Source organism: Streptomyces sp. 2323.1, from assembly GCF_900221035.1.
GTDB lineage: Bacteria > Actinomycetota > Actinomycetes > Streptomycetales > Streptomycetaceae > Streptomyces > Streptomyces sioyaensis.
This window is the reverse complement of sequence record NZ_LT907981.1, coordinates 5081999-5099470: the sequence shown is the minus strand read 5'-3', so window position 1 is coordinate 5099470 and position 17472 is coordinate 5081999. Positions and strand designations below refer to the sequence as shown.

At 71.5% G+C, this 17472-nt stretch carries 15 protein-coding genes and 1 pseudogene; 6 read left to right on the top strand and 10 right to left on the bottom strand.

Annotation, left to right across the window (positions count from 1 at the left end; genetic code table 11):
• Positions 1–4 precede the first annotated feature (4 nt).
• The 5 genes and pseudogenes from CPH93_RS21930 to CPH93_RS21910 form a co-directional block, all read right to left on the bottom strand.
• Positions 5–511: a DUF6624 domain-containing protein gene (locus tag CPH93_RS21930; protein WP_096213808.1), complete on the bottom strand. Its 507-nt coding sequence runs from the start codon at positions 509–511 to the stop codon at positions 5–7.
• 231 nt (positions 512–742) lie between these two features.
• Positions 743–972: pseudogene (locus CPH93_RS36900) on the bottom strand (IS5/IS1182 family transposase); the annotation flags it as partial.
• 238 nt (positions 973–1210) lie between these two features.
• A complete protein-coding gene (locus CPH93_RS21920) occupies positions 1211–2068 on the bottom strand; it encodes a fumarylacetoacetate hydrolase family protein (RefSeq protein WP_096213807.1) in 858 nt (285 codons plus the stop codon).
• A gap of 124 nt (positions 2069–2192) precedes the next feature.
• The gene (locus CPH93_RS21915; RefSeq protein ID WP_096213806.1) at positions 2193–3176 is read right to left on the bottom strand and encodes a YidC/Oxa1 family membrane protein insertase; all 984 of its coding nucleotides are present in this window, start codon (positions 3174–3176) and stop codon (positions 2193–2195) included.
• 96 nt (positions 3177–3272) lie between these two features.
• Entirely contained in the window at positions 3273–3578 is a 306-nt protein-coding gene (locus tag CPH93_RS21910; protein ID WP_006605387.1) for a DUF6412 domain-containing protein, read from the bottom strand.
• Positions 3579–3741: 163 nt separating this feature from the next.
• On the opposite strand from CPH93_RS21910, the gene CPH93_RS21905 reads away from it, so the two are divergent.
• The 3 genes from CPH93_RS21905 (at position 3742) to CPH93_RS21895 (ending at position 8097) form a co-directional block, all read left to right on the top strand.
• Positions 3742–5637: an AMP-dependent synthetase/ligase gene (locus CPH93_RS21905; protein ID WP_093483406.1), complete on the top strand. Its 1896-nt coding sequence runs from the start codon at positions 3742–3744 to the stop codon at positions 5635–5637.
• Between the two features lie 212 nt (positions 5638–5849).
• On the top strand, positions 5850–6494 hold the full coding sequence (locus CPH93_RS21900) for a DUF4142 domain-containing protein (RefSeq protein ID WP_093483407.1): 645 nt from the start codon (positions 5850–5852) through the stop codon (positions 6492–6494).
• Between the two features lie 145 nt (positions 6495–6639).
• On the top strand, positions 6640–8097 hold the full coding sequence (locus CPH93_RS21895) for a DUF1996 domain-containing protein (protein WP_096213805.1): 1458 nt from the start codon (positions 6640–6642) through the stop codon (positions 8095–8097).
• Between the two features lie 456 nt (positions 8098–8553).
• Here the strand turns inward: CPH93_RS21895 and CPH93_RS21890 are convergent, their stop codons facing one another.
• Positions 8554–9354, bottom strand: a complete 801-nt coding sequence (locus CPH93_RS21890; RefSeq protein ID WP_093488723.1) for a PucR family transcriptional regulator — start codon at positions 9352–9354, stop codon at positions 8554–8556.
• A 576-nt stretch (positions 9355–9930) separates the two neighbouring features.
• Here CPH93_RS21890 and CPH93_RS21885 point away from each other — a divergent pair.
• From CPH93_RS21885 to CPH93_RS21875, 3 genes are all read left to right on the top strand, one after another.
• Entirely contained in the window at positions 9931–10686 is a 756-nt protein-coding gene (locus CPH93_RS21885) for a hypothetical protein (RefSeq protein WP_093483409.1), read from the top strand.
• Entirely contained in the window at positions 10683–12230 is a 1548-nt protein-coding gene (locus CPH93_RS21880; protein ID WP_093483410.1) for an NADH-quinone oxidoreductase subunit NuoF family protein, read from the top strand. The genes CPH93_RS21885 and CPH93_RS21880 overlap by 4 nt, the downstream gene beginning before the upstream one ends.
• 187 nt (positions 12231–12417) lie before the next feature.
• Positions 12418–13383 (top strand): SCO0930 family lipoprotein, encoded by a 966-nt coding sequence (locus CPH93_RS21875; protein ID WP_173909862.1) that lies wholly within the window; start codon positions 12418–12420, stop codon positions 13381–13383.
• Here CPH93_RS21875 and CPH93_RS21870 read toward each other — a convergent pair.
• From CPH93_RS21870 to CPH93_RS21855, 4 genes are all read right to left on the bottom strand, one after another.
• Positions 13361–14938 (bottom strand): sodium:solute symporter family protein, encoded by a 1578-nt coding sequence (locus CPH93_RS21870; RefSeq protein WP_096213803.1) that lies wholly within the window; start codon positions 14936–14938, stop codon positions 13361–13363. The genes CPH93_RS21875 and CPH93_RS21870 overlap by 23 nt on opposite strands.
• On the bottom strand, positions 14935–15168 hold the full coding sequence (locus CPH93_RS21865) for a DUF3311 domain-containing protein (protein ID WP_093483413.1): 234 nt from the start codon (positions 15166–15168) through the stop codon (positions 14935–14937). The genes CPH93_RS21870 and CPH93_RS21865 overlap by 4 nt, the downstream gene beginning before the upstream one ends.
• A 32-nt stretch (positions 15169–15200) precedes the next feature.
• Positions 15201–15989, bottom strand: a complete 789-nt coding sequence (locus tag CPH93_RS21860) for a class E sortase (RefSeq protein WP_231976914.1) — start codon at positions 15987–15989, stop codon at positions 15201–15203.
• A 69-nt stretch (positions 15990–16058) separates the two neighbouring features.
• The gene (locus tag CPH93_RS21855) at positions 16059–17408 is read right to left on the bottom strand and encodes a DUF445 domain-containing protein (RefSeq protein ID WP_371126775.1); all 1350 of its coding nucleotides are present in this window, start codon (positions 17406–17408) and stop codon (positions 16059–16061) included.
• Positions 17409–17472 lie beyond the last annotated feature (64 nt).

Here is a 17472-nt window from a genome sequence, read left to right as displayed (position 1 = left end):
GTTGTCAGGGCATCGCGAACTTGGCGACGTACTCGTCAAAGGGCTCGATGCCGACTTCCGCACGGAGTTCGTCCATGCGCTCGGGCTCTTCACAAGGCCACGGAACGGGTGACCCGTCCTTCACGCCGGCGATCTGAGTGCCGTAGACCTGCTTGAGGCCCTCATTGACCAGCGCGCGGTCGCGTAGAAAGGCCAGCTCGCGCGGGCTGGCCGAGCCTGCCAACACCGCCTGCTGCATCAGCTGGAGGGCGCGCCGCTGGACGTCGAGCTGCCGGTCGGCGTGCTGGGCGATCAGCCACGCCGCGCGTGCGGCCTCCTCGCCGACCATTTCTGCCGTCGGCCAGCCGTACTCATCCATGATCTCGCCGAGTCGGTCGCCGTGCCGTGCGGTCAGCCGCCGCCACGCCAACTGCTCGGCCGGGTCATCGCTGTTCGCGCAGACGGAGGACTGGTGATCTGCCACGGCCATGTCCGTGAGTTCCACCGTCAGCGCGGCAACGTCGTGCTCCACTCTCGACTCCCGGGTTACGTCGGTGCGTTGTGCTCGTCGACCGCAACCCTAAAACCGCATATCAGGCACAAAGATCGTTCCGGAGAACGGTGACAAGTACCTCTCCGAACCCGGATAATGGATCTATGCCCGGAGCCAGAGCCGGATCGCGGTGATGGTCACGGTGCCCTGGAAGACGTAGGCACGATTGTCGAATCTCGTGACCACGGCCCGGAAGTTGTGAAGTTATTTCTTGCAGGTCAGGCCGCCCCGGGAGCACCCCAGCCCCTCGTCGGGGCGGTGCTGCCGGAGCGTTGTTCTTTTCCCCGGCACCGCGGAGATCTCCTGCGTGCTCCGGCCGCATGCCGGTGAGCCCGGCAGGAGGTGGAGTCCACGCCCACCATCGACCAGTCGATACGGCCCTTCACGTCGGCGCCGGCCAGGACGGCGGCGAAGGCCTTGTCCCACGTACCGTCCGCCGACCGCCCACCTGCACCCCCACCGGTCTCCCCCACCCCCAACGGGAGGGGCCGGACCGCAGGACGGAGTCCGGAGGGCCGGTCCCGCAGCCGAACAGCCAGCGCAGCGGCTACCAGCCCGCCGCAGGCGCAACGGCGAACAACACCCACGGCGGGCCAGCCGAAAACGTCCGGGGGCGCCGCAAAGCGCAACGGCGAGACGCCACCGCGGCGGGAAAGCCGACAACGTGGGAAAAACGGTCTACGCGTTGCGGAGCTGCTGCCGCTGCCGCCCCAACCCGTCAATCTCCAGCTCCACCACATCCCCGTCCCGCAAATACGGCTTGGGGTCCGGGTGGCCCATGGCGACGCCGGACGGGGTGCCGGTGTTGAGGACGTCGCCGGGGTACAGGGTCATGAAACGGCTGACGTAGCGGACCACTTCGGCCACCGGGAAGATCTGCTCGGCGGTCGTTCCGTGCTGTTTCAGCTCGCCGTTGACCCATAGCCGCAGGCCGAGGTCCTGCGGGTCGGGTACCTCGTCTGCGGTCACCAGCCAGGGGCCCAGCGGGTTGAACGTCTCGCAGTTCTTGCCCTTGTCCCACTGGCCGCCGCGCTCGATCTGGAATGCGCGCTCGGAGACGTCGTGCGCCACGGCATAGCCGGCGATCGCCGCCAGCGCCTGCTCGTCGGTCTCCAGGTAGCGGGCCGAGCGGCCGATGACGACCGCCAGCTCCACCTCCCAGTCGGTCTTCGTGCTGCCCCGCGGCACCAGCACGGTGTCGTCGGGGCCGACGACCGTGTCCGGGGCCTTCATGAAGAGGATCGGCTCCTCGGGGGGCGTGGCCCCGGTCTCCCGGGCGTGATCGTGGTAGTTCAGGCCGATGCAGACGATCTTGCCGATCCGGGCCAGCGGCGGACCGGTGCGCAGTCCGTCCGCATCGAGCCGTGGCAGCTCACCGGACGCGGCGGCGGCGCGCAGGGCCGCCAGCTTCCGCTCGTCCGCGAGCAGCGTTCCGTCGATGTCCGGGACCAGGCCCGACAGGTCCCGCAGGACCCCGGACCCGTCGAGCAGCGCCGGGCGTTCCGCCCCCACCGTGCCGACACGCAGCAGCTTCATCGGTTCCCCACTCCCGTGGTCATAGGTCGGCCGGGAAGGGCTCTTCCGGGCCGGCCGATGGGGGACGGCCATCGAGCGATTCGGACGATCGTCCAAGAACGGGGTCCGGGACGCAAGACCCCGTTCACGGAGTGGACGACCGCTGGCTCGCAGTCGGCGCGGTGGCCTCGCCGGTCCCGACGCCGCGCGGTGCGGTGTCGGCTGCCGGGCGGGCGCCGGCCCGGGAGTTGGCCCGGGCCCGGGCCGCTCGCTGCCGGGCCGCGCGGCTCTTCGGCGCGCGCTGCGGCGCCGGGCGGCGGGCCGGGGTGCGCGCGTCCGGGGTGGCGGCGGAGCCGTTCGCGGGCGTCGCCGCGGCATCCGACGGCTGCGCCGCCGCGTCACCGTCCCCACGGTCGCGATGCAGCAGCGCCCGCTCGCACGCCGTCCAGATCGTCGTCGTGACCGTGTAGAGCCCGGCGGCCAGCGGCACCACGGCGACGGTGATCAGCATGCCGAAGGACAGCAGCGGCATGACCTTGGTCAGGGCAGCCATACCGGGCAGGGCTGCGTTCGGCGCGCCGGCACCCGTGGCCGGGGCGGGGGCCTTCGCCATCGTGACGCGGGCCCGCCGGAAGTTCCAGGTGGCGACCGCCGCGATCAGGGCGAACAGCGCGAGGTAGACCAGGCCCTGCGGGCCGAGGACACCGCCGTCGGCGAGTGCCTGGCTCCAGTGGCCGCCGAGCGGGGCGCCCAGCAGGGTGTGGTCCAGCAGGCCGCCCCCGCCGGTGGAGAACAGGTGGTACATCACGAAGAAGACGGGCAGTTGGAGCAGGGTCGGCAGGCAGCCGGCCAGAGGGGTGGAGCCGGTCTTCGCGTACAGGGCGGAGATCTCCTTCTGGAGCCGCTCGGGGTCGCCCTTGTGCTGGCGCTGGAGTGCGGCCAGCTCCGGGGCGAGGGCCGAGCGGGCCTTCTCGCCGCGGGCCGCGGCACGGGCGAGCGGGTGCAGCGCGGCGCGGACGCCCAGGGTGCACAGGACGATGGCGGCGGCCATGGCCGCGGGGCCGAAGAGCGGGGTGAGCGCGTCGGCGCCGTGCGCCAGCGCGTCACCGAGGAAGCCGAACATGGACATGGGTGAGCCCTCCACGGGTCTCGTCGTGCCGGGATGCGGAATCGGCGTGACGAGCCGCGCGGACGCGGAGTGCGGTGCGGGGACCGGAGTGTGCGCCTACGCGGCCGTCGGGAGGGGACGGCCCGGTGCTCGGGGACGCGGGCGGCCGGCCGCGTCGGGATCGCGCTGTGGCAGGAAGGCCGTACGGCGCTCGCGGTCGCGGATGGCGGTTCGGATCCGGCCCGGGGGCAGCGGCCGGGCGGCGGCGGCGACCAGGAAGGCGCTGCACAGCAGCAGCATCGCCGCGGTGGTCGCGGCGGCGGTCAGGGCCGTGGTGAGGCCGGTCTGCGAGAGCAGGAGACCGGCCAGGAGGAAGAACAAGGCTGAGGTGTACAGGCGCCAGGCATCGACGATGCGGTACATCCGGCGTCCTCCTCAGGTTGTCCGGTGTTCAAGACTTGTCGTCTTCCGCTCAAGAGTAGCCATAGATCTGGGCAGCCGGGACACCTGCCGGTAACTTGCCCTGCCTGCCGTCGGGACGTCGGCAGGACCAGGGGGAATCAAGGGGGAACACCAAGGAGGTGCTGTGCGCGATATCAGCGTTCCGGCCCTGGCGGCTCCACTGCGGACCGGCGGTCTGGCCGACTCCGTCTTCGACACCGCCACCCACCAGCCGGACTTCGCGCAGCTCGCCCGTCGCGACCCCCGGGCCGGCGGCGGCTGGCAGGAGGTGTCCGCGGCGGAATTCCGGGACGAGGTCCTGGCGCTGGCCAGGGGGCTGCTGGCGGACGGGATCCGGCCCGGTACCCGGGTCGCCCTGATGGCCCGGACCCGCTACGAGTGGACACTGTTCAGCTATGCGCTGTGGGCGATCGGCGGGCAGCTGGTGCCGGTCTATCCGACCGCGTCGGCCGAGCAGCTGCGCGCCATCCTCACCGGGGCGAAGGTCACCGCGATCATCGTGGAGAACGAGGCCCAGGCCATGACCGTGGCCGAGGCCTGTGACGAACGGGCGCTGCGCCGGCTGTGGCAGCTGGACCTGGACTGTGTGCAGCGGCTGACGGAGGAGGGCACCCGGCTGACCGAGGCGGATGTCCACCGGCTGCGTCATGCGGTCGACCCGGAGGACATCGCGGCGATCGTCTACACCTCGGGGACCACCGGCCGCCCGCGCGGCTGTGTGATCACCCATGCCAATCTGGCCGCCGAGTGCGACACCCTGTATGCGGGCTGGGGCGGGCTGCTGGCCGCGCCCGGCGAGCGTCCGTCGCTGCTGGCCTTTCTGCCGTTCGCGCATGTCTACGGGCTGATGGTGCAGGTGGCGTGCCTGCGCGGCGGGGTCAAGCTGGCCCATCAGCCCGAGGTGTCGTCGAGCGAACTGCTGCCGGCCCTGGCCTCGTTCCGTCCGACGTTCCTGTTCGCGGTGCCGTACGTCTTCGAGAAGATCTGCTCCCGCGCCCGGCAGGTGGCGGAACAGGCGGGCCGGCAGCGGACGTTCGACGCGGCGATGACGGTGGCGGTGCGCTACGCGGAGGCGCTCGCGGAGCAGGAAGCGGGCACCGGGCGCGGTCCCGACCCGTTCCTGCGCGCCCGGCATGCGCTCTACGACCGGCTGGTGTACTCGCGCATCCGCGAGATGCTGGGCGGCCGGGTGCGCACGGCCGTCTCCGGCGGCTCGCCGCTGCTGCGGGAGCTGGGGCTGCTCTTCGCCGGTATGGGGATCACCGTCTACGACGGCTACGGCCTGACCGAGACCACCGGCGCGATCACCGTACAGCCGCCGGGCAGGGTGCGGTTCGGGACGGTGGGCCTGCCGCTGCCGGGCAGTGCGGTGCATCTGGCGCTGGACGGCGAGGTGTGGGTGCGCGGTGCGGTGGTGTTCGCCGGCTACCTCGACGAGGGCGGCAGCCCGGGCGGCGGGCTGTACGACGGCTGGCTGCCGACCGGTGACCTCGGGCACCTGGACGAGCAGGGCTATCTCGTCATCACCGGCCGCAAGAAGGACATCATCATCACCAGCAACGGCAAGAGCGTGGCGCCGCAGGGGCTGGAGCAGCGACTGTGTGCCCATCCGCTGATCTCGCAGTGTGTGGTCGTCGGCGACAACCGGCCCTATGTGACCGCGCTGATCACCCTGGACCCGGATGCGCTGGCGCACTGGCGCAAGCTGCGGGACGAGCCGAGCCCGGACAGTACGGCACCGTCGCCGGAGGAGCAGTTGCAGGCGGAGGTGCGGCGGGCGGTGGCGCGGGCGAACGCCTCGGTGTCGCGGGCCGAGTCGATCCGCGCCTTCCGGGTGCTGCCGGGCGAGTTCAGCCAGGAGTCCGGGCTGGTGACGCCGTCGCTGAAGCTGCGGCGGGCGGCCATTGTCGGGGCGTACGCGGCGGAGATCGAGGCGCTGTACGCCCAGGGCCGCAGCGAGGAGCCCGAGTCGCGGCGGGAGCGCCGCCGGTGGGCGGCGGCGAGCCTGTACGCACGCTGAGCGGGCAGGGCGGAGCGCTGGTGCGGGCCCGAACCGGGCATACGGTATCCGGCGCACGTCACCCGTTCACCCGGTCGGGCCCGCACGCGGCACCGTAGCAGTGCCGCGGCGGGCCCGGCCGTTATTTGTCCAGGGGTGAGGACCCGCGACCGCAGGGCCCGCGCGGCATTTAGCGTCCGGTGGCATTCCAGTAAGACGAACCGGGAGGCCGTGTGCGGATCCTCAGCAACTCCGCAACATCCGGGCGGGCCATCGCCACCGGACTGGTGGTAGCCGCGCTCGTGGCGACACTGGCGGCACTGCTGCTGCCCGTTCAGCTCTTCGGCGAGACCGCAGCCGCGGCGACCACCACTCTCACGTACGACGACGACGGCGGGGGCACGGTCAGCACCCGCTACGGTCCGCTCACCGCGATGGACCGGGACTTCGTACGCAAGGTCAAGCTGGCCGGGCTGTGGGAGCTGCCCTCGGGCCGGATGGCGCAGCAGCGCGGGACGACCGAAGCAGTCCGCACGGCCGGCAACCATCTCGTCGCAGGACACACCGAGTTGGACCGGCGGTCGAACGAGGCCGGGCGGGCGCTGGGCATCGATCTGCCCACTGAGCCCAACGCCGCCCAGCAGGGCTGGCTCGGGCAGCTCAACGCCGCCCAGGGCAAGGACTTCGCCCCGCTGTTCGCGGAGCTGCTGCGCCGGGCCCACGGCAAGGTCTTCGGGCTGGTGGCCCTGGTCCGTGACCAGACCAAGAACACGATGGTGCGCGCTCTGGCCGACCGCGCCAACGACGTCGTGCTGGACCACATCACGTTCCTGGAGAAGACCGGTCAGGTCGACTTCAACACCCTGCACTCCAGCTGACCTTGCGCAGGCGTCCCACCGGGAGGCGCTCATCACCGCCCCTCTGTGAACCGAAACAGGACGACACCCCTCACATCGGACGAAGCGAAGTGATCTCATGAGGCAACGGCAACAAGCCCATAAACGCTCGCGTTTGACGAACAGAATGCTCGTGGGGGCCGCCGCGCTCCTGCTGGGCGGCGGCGGTCTCGCCGTGGTCGCGACGACAGCGCTGGCCGGTAACCAGCAACCGCAAACGGGCTCCGGCCACCAGCACATGGTGTCCGCCGCCTTCACCATCTCCTGCCCCGACGTGGGCGAGCGGCTGCGCAAGGTGCCGCACAGCGCCCAGCTCCCGGTCTCCAAGGGCCTGTCCTCGCTCGACCGGCAGGTGCACGACGCCTACCACAAGATGATGGGCGGCAGCGGCTCCAGCGTCCTCGGCGGGCTCAAGGCGCAGCGTGAGAAGACCATCAAGATGATGGTCACGGCGATCGCCAAGAACTCCAAGCGGCCGAGCTATCTGCTCAAGATGAGCGGCTGCACCATGAAGCCCATCAATGAGGGCGCGGGCGCGGGCGGCAAGGACTCCACGAAGTCCGTGCAGGACGGCTGGTACCAGGGGCAGACCCAGAACCAGACCCAGAACCAGACCCAGGGGCAGGACCCGAACCAGAACACCGGCCAGCAGCAGAGCCAGGACCCGAACCAGAACGGCGGCCAGCAGCAGGGCCAGCAGGGCGGCCCGTCCCCCGACGACTTCGTCGACATCACCACCGTCCAGCCGAACGCGGACGCCCCGCCGTTCGCCGCCCCCAAGGGAGGCAACGCCACCACGGGCAGCTTCACCACCGAGTGCGGCCGCAATGAGGACGGGCACTTCAACTCCGACAACGTCATCGTGACGCCGGGCGTGAGCAACGGCGCCCACCACACGCACGACTACGTCGGCAACAAGGCCACCGACGCCTTCGCCGACGACAACAAGCTGGCCGCCTCCGACACCACCTGCAACAACGGCGACCAGTCCACCCATTACTGGCCGGTGCTGCGCAAGCTGGACGGGGCCGCGGAGCAGAAGCCGGGAGCGGCGCAGGACGCCAATGTCGGCACCACGCTGACGCCGGCCACGGTGACCCTGAAGTTCCGGGGCAGCCAGGCCGGCCAGGTGACCGCGATGCCGCGCTTCCTGCGGATCATCACCGGTGACGCCAAGGCGTTCACCAACGGCACGAAGAACGCCAACGCCTCGTGGAGCTGCACCGGCTTCGAGGACCGGCAGCTGAAGGACAAGTACCCGCTGTGCCCCCAGGGCTCGCAGGTCGTGCGCACCTTCGCGTTCCAGAACTGCTGGGACGGCCGGGACATCGACAGCGGCAACCACCGCGACCACGTGGCGTTCTCCGACCAGAACGGCACCTGCCCCAACGGCTTCAAGGCGATCCCGCAGCTCACCCAGCGGATCACCTACGACGTCCCGCAGGGCGACAGCTTCGCGGTGGACAGCTTCCCCGAGCAGCTGCACAAACCCGTCACCGACCACGGTGACTTCATCAACGTGATGCCGGACGACCTGATGAGCAAGGCCGTCAACTGCATCAACAACGGCCAGAACTGCACCTGAGTGAGGCAGGAGATGCCCCTCAGGGAGAGGTTCCCTGAGGGGCATTTCTTGCTGCGCCGGAGGGTGGCGGCGGCGGCCGCGACGCCCTGACGCAGCGGCGGTCCGGGACCGTCCGCCCAGCGGCCGTCCGGGAATCCGGTCCGCCCAGCGGCCGTCCGGGAATCCGGGACCGGAGCGGTGGTCCAGGAAGCCGGGACGGCCCGCAAGTCACCCCAGAGCGACAGTCAGCCCGGGAAGCAACGACAGAGCGGCGGTCGGTACGGCATGACGGAGCAGCGCCCCGGAGGCCAAAGCCATGAGGCACAGGTCGCCCATGACGAAGCAGCGGCCCCGACCCGGGGTTTCCGGGGGTCGGGGCCGCTGCGCTGCGCCGGGTGGCTGCCGGGGTGCCGGTGGGCGCTCGCCGGGCCGGGCGGCTGTCAGCTCAAGGCGTGTGGTGCTTCATTCGCCGGTACGTCAAAGGCCGTTGACGCGGGCCTCGCGGGCCACGCCCAGCGGGCGGATGGAGGACGCCACGGCCCGGGCGCGGCGGCCGGCCCGTGCGCGGTAGCTGCGGACGTGTGCCATCAGGCGGCGGCTGCGCAACGCCATCTCCAGCTCGAAGCGGGTCCGCGGATCGCGCAGCACCGGGCCGAAGAGCTTCTCTATCTGACGGAGGCGGTAACGGACCGTCTGCGGGTGCACATGCAGCAGCTTGGCGGCCTCGGGCGCTCCGCCGCCCTCCAGCCAAGCCAGCAGCGTGACTTCGAGTCGTTCGCTCTGCCGGGGCGTCAGCTCCTCCAGCGGACCGAGCCAGCGGGACGTCAGCGCGTCCGCCAGCGACTCGTCCTGGAGCAGCAGCAGCGCCGAGAGATGGTCGTCGACGAACGCGGGCCGCGTCTCCGGGCCGACCCGGCCGGGAGCCAGCGTCAGCAGATAGCGGGCCCAACGCAGCGACGAGGCGGTGTCGGTGGCGGGCACCACGTGTCCGACCGCCGCCGGCCGTCCCTTGAGCGCCGCCTCCAGGCGGGCCCTGGTCTGGGTGGCCGGGTCGGGGACGAACAGACAGGTGTAGCCGTCGACACTGCCGATGAGGGCGTGTCCCAGTGCCGCGGCCAACTGCGGTGCCTCGGCGGGGGTGGCAAGCACTACGGCCTGGAGGGTCTCGGGGATGGGCCAGCCGGCCGCGCGGGACAGCTCGGTCAACCCCTCCTCCGGCATCTCGCGTTGTCCGGCGAGCACGTCGAACAGGTCCTGGCGAGCCCGGGCTACGGGCATCGGGGTCACCACAGAAGGTCCTGCCGGAGGTTTACTCTCCGACTCTTTTTGGTACCCAAGAACTGTCAGCAAGGCCTGTTCAAGCGCCCAATGTGCCTCTTCTACGGGAGTATCCCCGAGAAGTGCGGACAATGCGGGAAATCCGCGTTGCAACTCTGCGACCAACTTCGCGGAGAGATCGGGGAGTTCATTTCTGACTACCCGGGTCCACTCTCCTCGCGGACGCGACCAGATGCGGTTCAGGAGATCACACATCGCTACCTCGATCCTGGCGGGGATGCGGCTGTTACGGGGGGTGGCGCACCCCGTGCGCCTGATTGGGCATCATCCGGAGTCGTGCCGCGCGCCCGCGATGCCACTGCAGGAATTTGTCACAGCGCGATAAACCTTACGAAATCCTGAACACGTTCGTAGATGCTTTTGACATCCGGATTACGGCCCTGCGTATCCACCCGGTTACAGAATGTTTAGTGTTACCGGGGGTCACCCGAACAAAAGCCCCGGGGCAAATACCGCCGCCGGGAGATTTCATGGAAATTCGCATCCCGTACCCGTGCCCGAACACCGGGAGGATCGATGTCGACTCCGCGTCTGCAGTCCCGTCAGGGCCGTCGCGCACACCGTGCCCGGTCCTCGCCACTCGTGCCTCGCCCCCGGCGCCCTCCGAATGAACCCGGGCCGCCGTCCCGCCGACCGGTCGGCGGCTTCGCCGGAACCGCCGTACTCCGCCCGGCGCTTCCGGCCGCACTGCTGCTCTTCCTCGCCGTCCTGATGCGCTCCGGCGCGATGGACGGCCTGCTGAACTTCCTCGACTACGGCGCCGGGGTGCTCGCGCTGGTCTCGCTGTCGGTCACCGTGCTGTGGGGTCTGGCCGCCACCGACCGCATGGTGCTGCACTCCGGCCACCGGCTGCTCGCCCAGGCCGTGCACCGCGGCACCGGCATCGCCGGCCTCGGCTTCCTGGGCCTGCACATCTGGGTCAAAGTCACCGAGGGCCACACCGATGCGACGGCCGCCGCGGTGCCGTTCACCGACGGCGCCCGCCCCGGCCTCATCGGCCTCGGCACCCTCGCCGCCTACGTGTTCATCGCCGTGGCGGTGACCGGCGCGGTGCGCGGCGCCTTTACCGGCATCACCGCTTCCCGGTGGTGGCGGGGGCTGCACATGAGCGCGTACGCCGCCTGGGGGCTGGCCCTGGTGCACGGCCTCAGGGCGGGCCGCCCCCCGGCCGGCTATGCCCTCGTCGGCTACGCCATCTGCCTCACCGCGGTGGCCGTACGGCTCGCGCTGCGGCTGCGCGACACCCGCAGGAAATCAGGAGAACTCCCATGACCGCCCCCGCCCCCACCCGCATGCTGCCGGCCCTCACGGGTCCGGAGCCCGTCCCGACGCTGGCGTCGCTGGGCCCGCCGCGACTGCTGGCCGGCCTGGACGAGATGCCCCGCATGGACCGGGTGGCGCATCTGGCCCGGCACGGCAGCCTGCCCCAGCTGACCTCTCAGGAGCTGGTGGCGCTGGCCGAGGACATCGATCTGCGCGGCCGCGGCGGTGCGGGCTTCCCGTTCGCCCGCAAGGTGTCCGCGGTCCTGGACGGCATGCAGCGGGCGGACGGCAAGGGCGCGATCGTCGTCAACGGCAGCGAGGGCGAGCCCAGTTGCCTCAAGGACACCGCGATGCTGCTGCATGCCCCGCATCTGGTGATCGACGGCGCCCTGCTGGCCGCCGACTCCCTCGGCGCCCAGGAGGTCGCCATCGGCGTGACCCGTACGGACGTCCTGAACTCCGTACAGCGGGCCATCGACGAACGCGGCCCGGTGCGGCCGACGTTACGGGTCACCCTGCTGACCGAGCGGTTCGTCACCGGCGAGGGCTCCGCGATGACGAACGGCCTGGGCGGCGGCCCCGGCCTGCCCTCCGGCCGCAAGATCCGCTCCAGCGAGCGCGGGCTGAACGGTGTGCCGACCCTGCTGTCGAACACCGAGACCTACGCCCAGCTCGCCGTGGCCGCCCGCCTCGGGGCGCTCGGCTACCGCACCGCCGGCCTGCCCACGGAGCCCGGCACGCTGCTGCTGACCGTGGCCGGCAGCCGCGTGGTCGAGGTCCCCTACGGCGTCCCGCTCAACCGGGTGCTCGCGCTGTGCGGAATGGACGCGGGGCAGGGCGTGCTGATCGGGGGTTACCACGGCACGTTCATCTCGCCCGTCGACGCCCAGACCGCGACGCTGTCCCGGGACGACCTGAAGATCTACAACGCGGTGCTGGGCGCCGGTGCGGTCCTCCCGCTGCCGTACGACACCTGTCCGGCGGGCGAGACCGTCCGCGTCGCGAAGTGGATGGGCGCCGAGTCGGCCGGCCAGTGCGGCCCCTGTGTGCTGGGCCTGCCCGCGCTCGCCGACCAGCTCGACCTCGCGGTCCGCGGCGGCGGAGACGCCGCACTGGACGCCGTGCAGGCCCGGATGCGGGCCGTGGAGAAGCGCGGCGCCTGCAGCCACCCGGACGGCACCGCCCGCTTCGTGGCCTCGGCCCTCGCCGCCTTCCCCGAGGAGTTCGAGCGCCATGCGCGGGGGTTCGGGTGCGGCCGCCCGGTGACCGGGGCCCTGCCGGTCACCGGGCACCTGCCGCTGCTGCCGTCCGTCACGTCCGCCGCCGCCCCGTCGGCGCCCGCCGCGCCGCCGCAGGAACGGCTGCTGGTCGACTGGACGCTGTGCCGCGGCCACGGCCTGTGTGCGGACGTGGTGCCCGGCATCGTGAAGCTCGGCCCGGACGGCTACCCGGAGAAGGCCAGCATGGCGCTGCCCGCCCGGATGCGGCGCCGTGCGCAGCTCGCGGTGCGCCGCTGCCCGGCGCTGGCGCTGCGGGTGCAGGGCGGCAACTGACTCTGCATGCAGGGTTTTTGCGCGCGGAGAAAATTCTTCGCCGCCGTTGAACGCCCGGCCCCCCGTAGCCCGTAATCCCCGGCGACGGCACCCCGCCGGACCCGGCCCGCAACGGCACGGGCCCCCGGACAGGCCCTTCAGCTCCACCTCAGCAAGCACGGAACGACCAACCGTCAGAGGAGACATCATGATCACGCGACGTCGAGCGGGCCTTGCGGCCATGGCGGTCGCCACCCTGGCGCTGACCGCCGCCTGTGGCAGCAGCGACAACCAGAGCGCCGGCACCACCCCCACCCAGGACCAGGTTCAGCCGGCCGGAGCGGGCAGCGACTACAAGTACGGCTCCTCCGGGGCCGGCCAGGGCGACGGTTACGGCGGCCAGGCCGGCGGTGACAGCGGCGCGGCACCCCAGTCCGCGCCCCGCGCCGGGACGCTGGCACTGCACCAGGACGCCAAGCTCGGCCCGGTCGTCACCGACTCCAAGGGCATGACCCTCTACCGCTTCGACAAGGACACCGCCAAGCCGCCGAAGTCCAACTGCTCCGGCTCCTGCGCCACCACGTGGCCCGTGGTCCCCGCCGACGGCGCCCAGGCCCCCGCCGGCATCGCCAAGAGCGCACTGGGCTCGGTCACCCGCGCTGACGGCACCAAGCAGCTCACCATCGGCGGCTGGCCCGCCTACCGCTACGCCAAGGACACCAAGCCCGGCGACACCAAGGGCCAGGGCGTGGGCGGCACCTGGAACGCGCTGGCCGCCGACGGCAAGAAGGCCGTCGCCCAGGAACCCGGCGACGTCTCGGTGCTCAACCAGCCCGAGCTCGGCGACATCCTCGTCGACGGCAAGGGCATGACCCTCTACCGCTTCAACAAGGACAGCGCCTGGCCGATGAAGTTCGGCTGCAACGACGCCTGCCTGGACACCTGGAAGCCCGCCAAGCCGGCCGACCGCTCCAAGCTGAAGGGCATCCCGTCCAAGCTCATCTCCACCGTCACCCGCCCCGACGGCCTCCGTCAGCTGGCCGTCGACTGCTGGCCGGTCTACACCTTCACCGGTGACAAGCAGCCCGGCGACATCAACGGCCAGGGCAAGATGGGCCTGTGGTTCGCGGTCTCCAAGGAGGGCAAGAAGATCACGACGACGCCGGAGGGCTGACCGCGGCGTCCTGCGGCCGAGCCCGCTGCCGGGGGAACTCCTCGTCCAGCGCCAGCACTTCGGCGTCCGGCCGCTCGTCCGCCCCCCGCGGCCCCAGCCAGGTGACCGCCAGCGCCACCGCCAGATTCGCGGCGAGGCCGACCAGCCCCGCATTCACCCCCCAAACCGGGTCGTGTCCCCCGAAGACCAGGACACAGACGAGCACAAAGCCCACGACCAGGCCGCTCACCGCGGCGTGCACCGTCAGCCGCCGCCACACCAGCCCCAGCAGCAGCATCGGCACGAGCTGCGCCATGCCCTCGTACGAGATCAGCGACAGCCGGACGAGGGTGTCGGGGGCGGTGTAGGTCAGCAGCAGCGCCAGGGCTCCGGCCACCACCACGACCAGCTGCGAGAACAGCTTCTGCCGGCCCTCCGGCGCCGCTGCCCGCTCTCCCCCCTCGGCCGCTCCCGTCGCCCCGGTACGCAGGCGCGGTATCGCCCCCAGCACGCTCCTCCCCCACATCGTGCCGATGACCAGCATGAACACGGCCATCGGCACGATGGAGGAGAGGGCGGCGGCCACCCCGATCAGCCCCACGGCCCAGGCCGGAAGGGAGTCCACCACCAGCTTGAACAGCGCGAGATTGGAGCCCGCACCGGTCAGGTGCGGCACCACGAACAGCGCGGCCATCCCCAGCAGCACCGGCACGAACAACAGCACGTTGTAGAACGGGAGATACATGGCATTACGGCGCAGGGCGTCGGCGTTGCGGGCGCCGAGGTAGCCGGCCACGGTCGTCGGAAAGATCACCACCGTCAGGGAGTTGACGAGGGTGGTGGTGGCGAACCAGACCTGGCCCAGACCGCCCGACGCATGCCCGGGGAAGGTCAGCCACTGCGGCTTCTCGGCGACGATCCGGTGCAGCAGGGGCCCGTAGCCGTCGAAGTAGTGCCACGGCACATAGACCGCGAGGAAGCCGAGGGTGGCGATGACCAGGACGTCCTTGAGCACGGAGACCCAGGCGCTGCCGCGCAGCCCGCTGACCGTGACGAAGGCGGTGGTGACCGCGAAGCTGAGGAAGTAGCCCCAGTTCAGGCTGATCGCCCCGTAGGAAATGGTGGAGACGACCACGCCCATGCCGGTGATCTGGAGCTGGATGTACGGCAGCAGACAGACGGTGGCGAGCAGCGCGACGGCGGCGCCGAGCCAGGGCCGACGGTAGCGGTGCGCCACGATGTCGGTGAGGCCGACCAGGCCGTGCCGGCGGGCGTAGCCCCACAGCATCGGGCCGACGACGTACCCGAGCGCATAGCCGCAGGACATGTAGGCCAGCACATAGAGCACGGGGGCGCCGAACTGGTAGCCCCAGCCGGCGGCGCCGAGGTAGCTGAAGCTCGTATAGCTCTCGCCGGCCATCAGCACCCAGATGAAGACGGTGCCCAGGCTCCGGCCGCCCACCGACCACTCGGTGAGCCCTCCGCCCGCCCCGCGCCCCCGCACCGCCAGCAACCCGAGGGCGACGGTGAGCACCATGAATCCGCCGAACACGGCGGTGGAAACGGTGGCGTTCATCCCCGGCCCCGAACACGGTCACCGCGCCGCGCCAGCCAGACCGCCAGTGGGGTCGCCAGCGTCGCCAGCAGCGTCCAGAAGAACAGGAACGGCAGCCCGAGCACCGTCGGGGTCACCCGGTTCACCAGCGGCAGCACCGCCAGGAACAGCACATACGGCAGCAACAGCCACAGCAGCGCGGGACGTTTGCGGGAGCCCGGGGGTCGTCCTGGGGAGGTCTGGTGAGGCACGAGGCGAGAGCCTAGGCGACGCGCGGCCGCGCTCACCGGGACTGTGTCGACCGCAACACGCCCCACACCACCAGCCGGTAGGTCGAGGTGTAGGCCGGCGTACAGGTCGTCAGGGTCAGATAGGCACCGGGAGCGGTGAAGCGGTAGGCGGGGTGCACTTCGCTGTACGGCACCGCGGCGAGCACCGTGCCGTCGCCGGGTGTGGTGCGCGGCAGGATGCGCCGGACGGTGTAGGTGGCGCGGGCCCGGGCGGTGTCGAGGACGACGGTGTCGCCGGTGCGCAGCCGGTCGAGGTGGCGGAACGGCTCGCCGTGGGTGTTGCGGTGCCCGGCCAGCGCGACGTTGCCCCACTCGCCGGGCTGCGCGGTGTGCGGATAGTGGCCCACATAGCCCCTGTTGAGGACCGCTGGCTTACTGACGCCCTGGGCGACGGGGACGGTCAGGCCGAGCCGGGGGATGCGCAGCACGGCGTACGCCAAGTCCGCGCGGGGCGGCGGGTCCGGGGCGGCGGCGCGGTGTCCGGGAGTACCGGGTGACGAGGAGCGCCCGGCGGCCCGCGCCCCGTCGGCCGCCTCACCCCCGGGCGCCGCGGACGCATCGGGCGACGGCGGCCGGGCCTCCCACTGCCGCTCCAGCCGGTCCACCTGGTCCCGGGCCGCCTCCTGCGCCTGACGGTTCGTCCACCACAGCTGGTGGACGACGAGCAGCAGCAGGACGGCGCCGAGCGTCACGGCCAGCTCCGCACCCGTCCACAACACCCGTACGACAGAAGGTCGGCGGCGTCGCCGCGCCTGTACGACCACCGGTATCCGCTCGCGCACGCGGGCACCGTAAGCCCTGCGGGCACAAGCCACCAGAGGCAGTGCGCGGCCCGCGCGGCGAACGGGGCGTCAGCCGCCGAAGGCCTGCGAGACGGCGTAGATCGCCAGGCCCGCCAGGGCGCCGACGACGGTGCCGTTGATGCGGATGAACTGCAGGTCACGGCCGATGTGCGCCTCGATCTTCTTCGAGGTGTGCTCCGCGTCCCAGCCGGCGACGGTGTCGGTGATCAGGGCGGTGATCTCGCTCTGATAGGTCGTCACCACATAGACCGCCGCGTTCTCCAGCCAGCCGTCCACCTTGCCCTGCAACCGCTCCTCGGCCGCCAGCCGCCGGCCCAGGGACAGCAGCGCCGCCCGCACCCGCAGCCGCAGTTCGCTGCGCTCGTCCTCGGCGGCGGCGACGATCATCCCGCGGACCGAGCCCCAGGCCGAGGCGATCAGATCCTGCACCTCGCTGCGCCCCAGCACCTCGGCCTTCAGCCGCTCGACGCGGGCCCGGGTGTCGGGGTCGGACTGCAGATCGTCCGCGAAGTCCCGCAGGAAGCGGTCGATCGCGCCGCGCGCCGGATGCTCGGGCATGTCCCGCATTTCGGTGACGAAGCGCAGCAACTCCTTGTAGACCCGGTCGCCCACCTTGCGGTCGACGAACCGCGGGGTCCATCCGGGGGCGCCGCCGGAGACCGCGGTCATCACGGAATCGCCGTGCTCGACCAGCCAGTCATGGGCCCGGGCGACGACCAGATCCACCACCCGCGTGTGGCCGCCCTCGGCGACGATCCGCTCCAGCAGCCCGCCGAGACCGGGCGCGATCTCCTGGGCGTCGGCGCGGCGGGTGATCGCCTCGCCGACCACCGCCTGGACGTCGGAGTCGCGCAGCACGGTCAGCGCGCCGCGCAGCGCGGTGGACACCTCGGCGGTGACCCGGTCGGCGTTCTTGGGCTCGGCGAGCCAGCCGCCGAGCCGCCGGCCGACGGCGACGGAGTGCAGCCGGCGGCGGACGACCTCGCCGGAGAGGAAGTTCTCCCCGACGAAATCCCCCAGGCTCTGACCCAGTTGGTCCTTCTTGGTGGGGATGATCGCGGTGTGCGGGATCGGCAGCCCCATCGGCCGCTTGAACAGCGCGGTGACCGCGAACCAGTCGGCCAGCGCACCGACCATGCCGGCCTCCGCGGCCGCCGCGACAAACCCGGTCCAGCCACCCGCCCCCGCAGATCCAGCCCATTTCGCCAGGACATAGACGAGCGCGACGCCCAGCAGCATGCCGGTGGCCAGGGTCTTCATCCGGCGCACCGCGCGCCGGCGCTCCTCGTCGGCAACGCCGTAGGCGAAGCCGGCCGCTGCGAGCCGGCCCGTCGACGTGGCATCCGTCACCGGGGTCCGCGCCGCATTCGCCGCCGTGTCCGAATCTGTGCGTTCCATCCGCTCCACCGCTCCCACCGCGTTCCCCCGTCATCCCTACGGCCTATGCTGCTCCGGACCGGCC

Bases quoted from the DNA above. Each gene is read 5' to 3' on its own strand.
- CPH93_RS21880 (WP_093483410.1), top strand. From the start codon at position 10,683: ATGACCGCCCCCGCCCCCACCCGCATGCTGCCGGCCCTCACGGGTCCG.
- CPH93_RS21910 (WP_006605387.1), bottom strand. From the start codon at position 3,578: ATGTACCGCATCGTCGATGCCTGGCGCCTGTACACCTCAGCCTTGTTC.
- CPH93_RS21875 (WP_173909862.1), top strand. From the start codon at position 12,418: ATGATCACGCGACGTCGAGCGGGCCTTGCGGCCATGGCGGTCGCCACC.
- CPH93_RS21890 (WP_093488723.1), bottom strand. From the start codon at position 9,354: ATGCCCGTAGCCCGGGCTCGCCAGGACCTGTTCGACGTGCTCGCCGGA.
- CPH93_RS21885 (WP_093483409.1), top strand. From the start codon at position 9,931: ATGTCGACTCCGCGTCTGCAGTCCCGTCAGGGCCGTCGCGCACACCGT.
- CPH93_RS21915 (WP_096213806.1), bottom strand. From the start codon at position 3,176: ATGTCCATGTTCGGCTTCCTCGGTGACGCGCTGGCGCACGGCGCCGAC.
- CPH93_RS21895 (WP_096213805.1), top strand. From the start codon at position 6,640: ATGCTCGTGGGGGCCGCCGCGCTCCTGCTGGGCGGCGGCGGTCTCGCC.
- CPH93_RS21855 (WP_371126775.1), bottom strand. From the start codon at position 17,408: ATGGAACGCACAGATTCGGACACGGCGGCGAATGCGGCGCGGACCCCG.
- CPH93_RS21920 (WP_096213807.1), bottom strand. From the start codon at position 2,068: ATGAAGCTGCTGCGTGTCGGCACGGTGGGGGCGGAACGCCCGGCGCTG.
- CPH93_RS21870 (WP_096213803.1), bottom strand. From the start codon at position 14,938: ATGAACGCCACCGTTTCCACCGCCGTGTTCGGCGGATTCATGGTGCTC.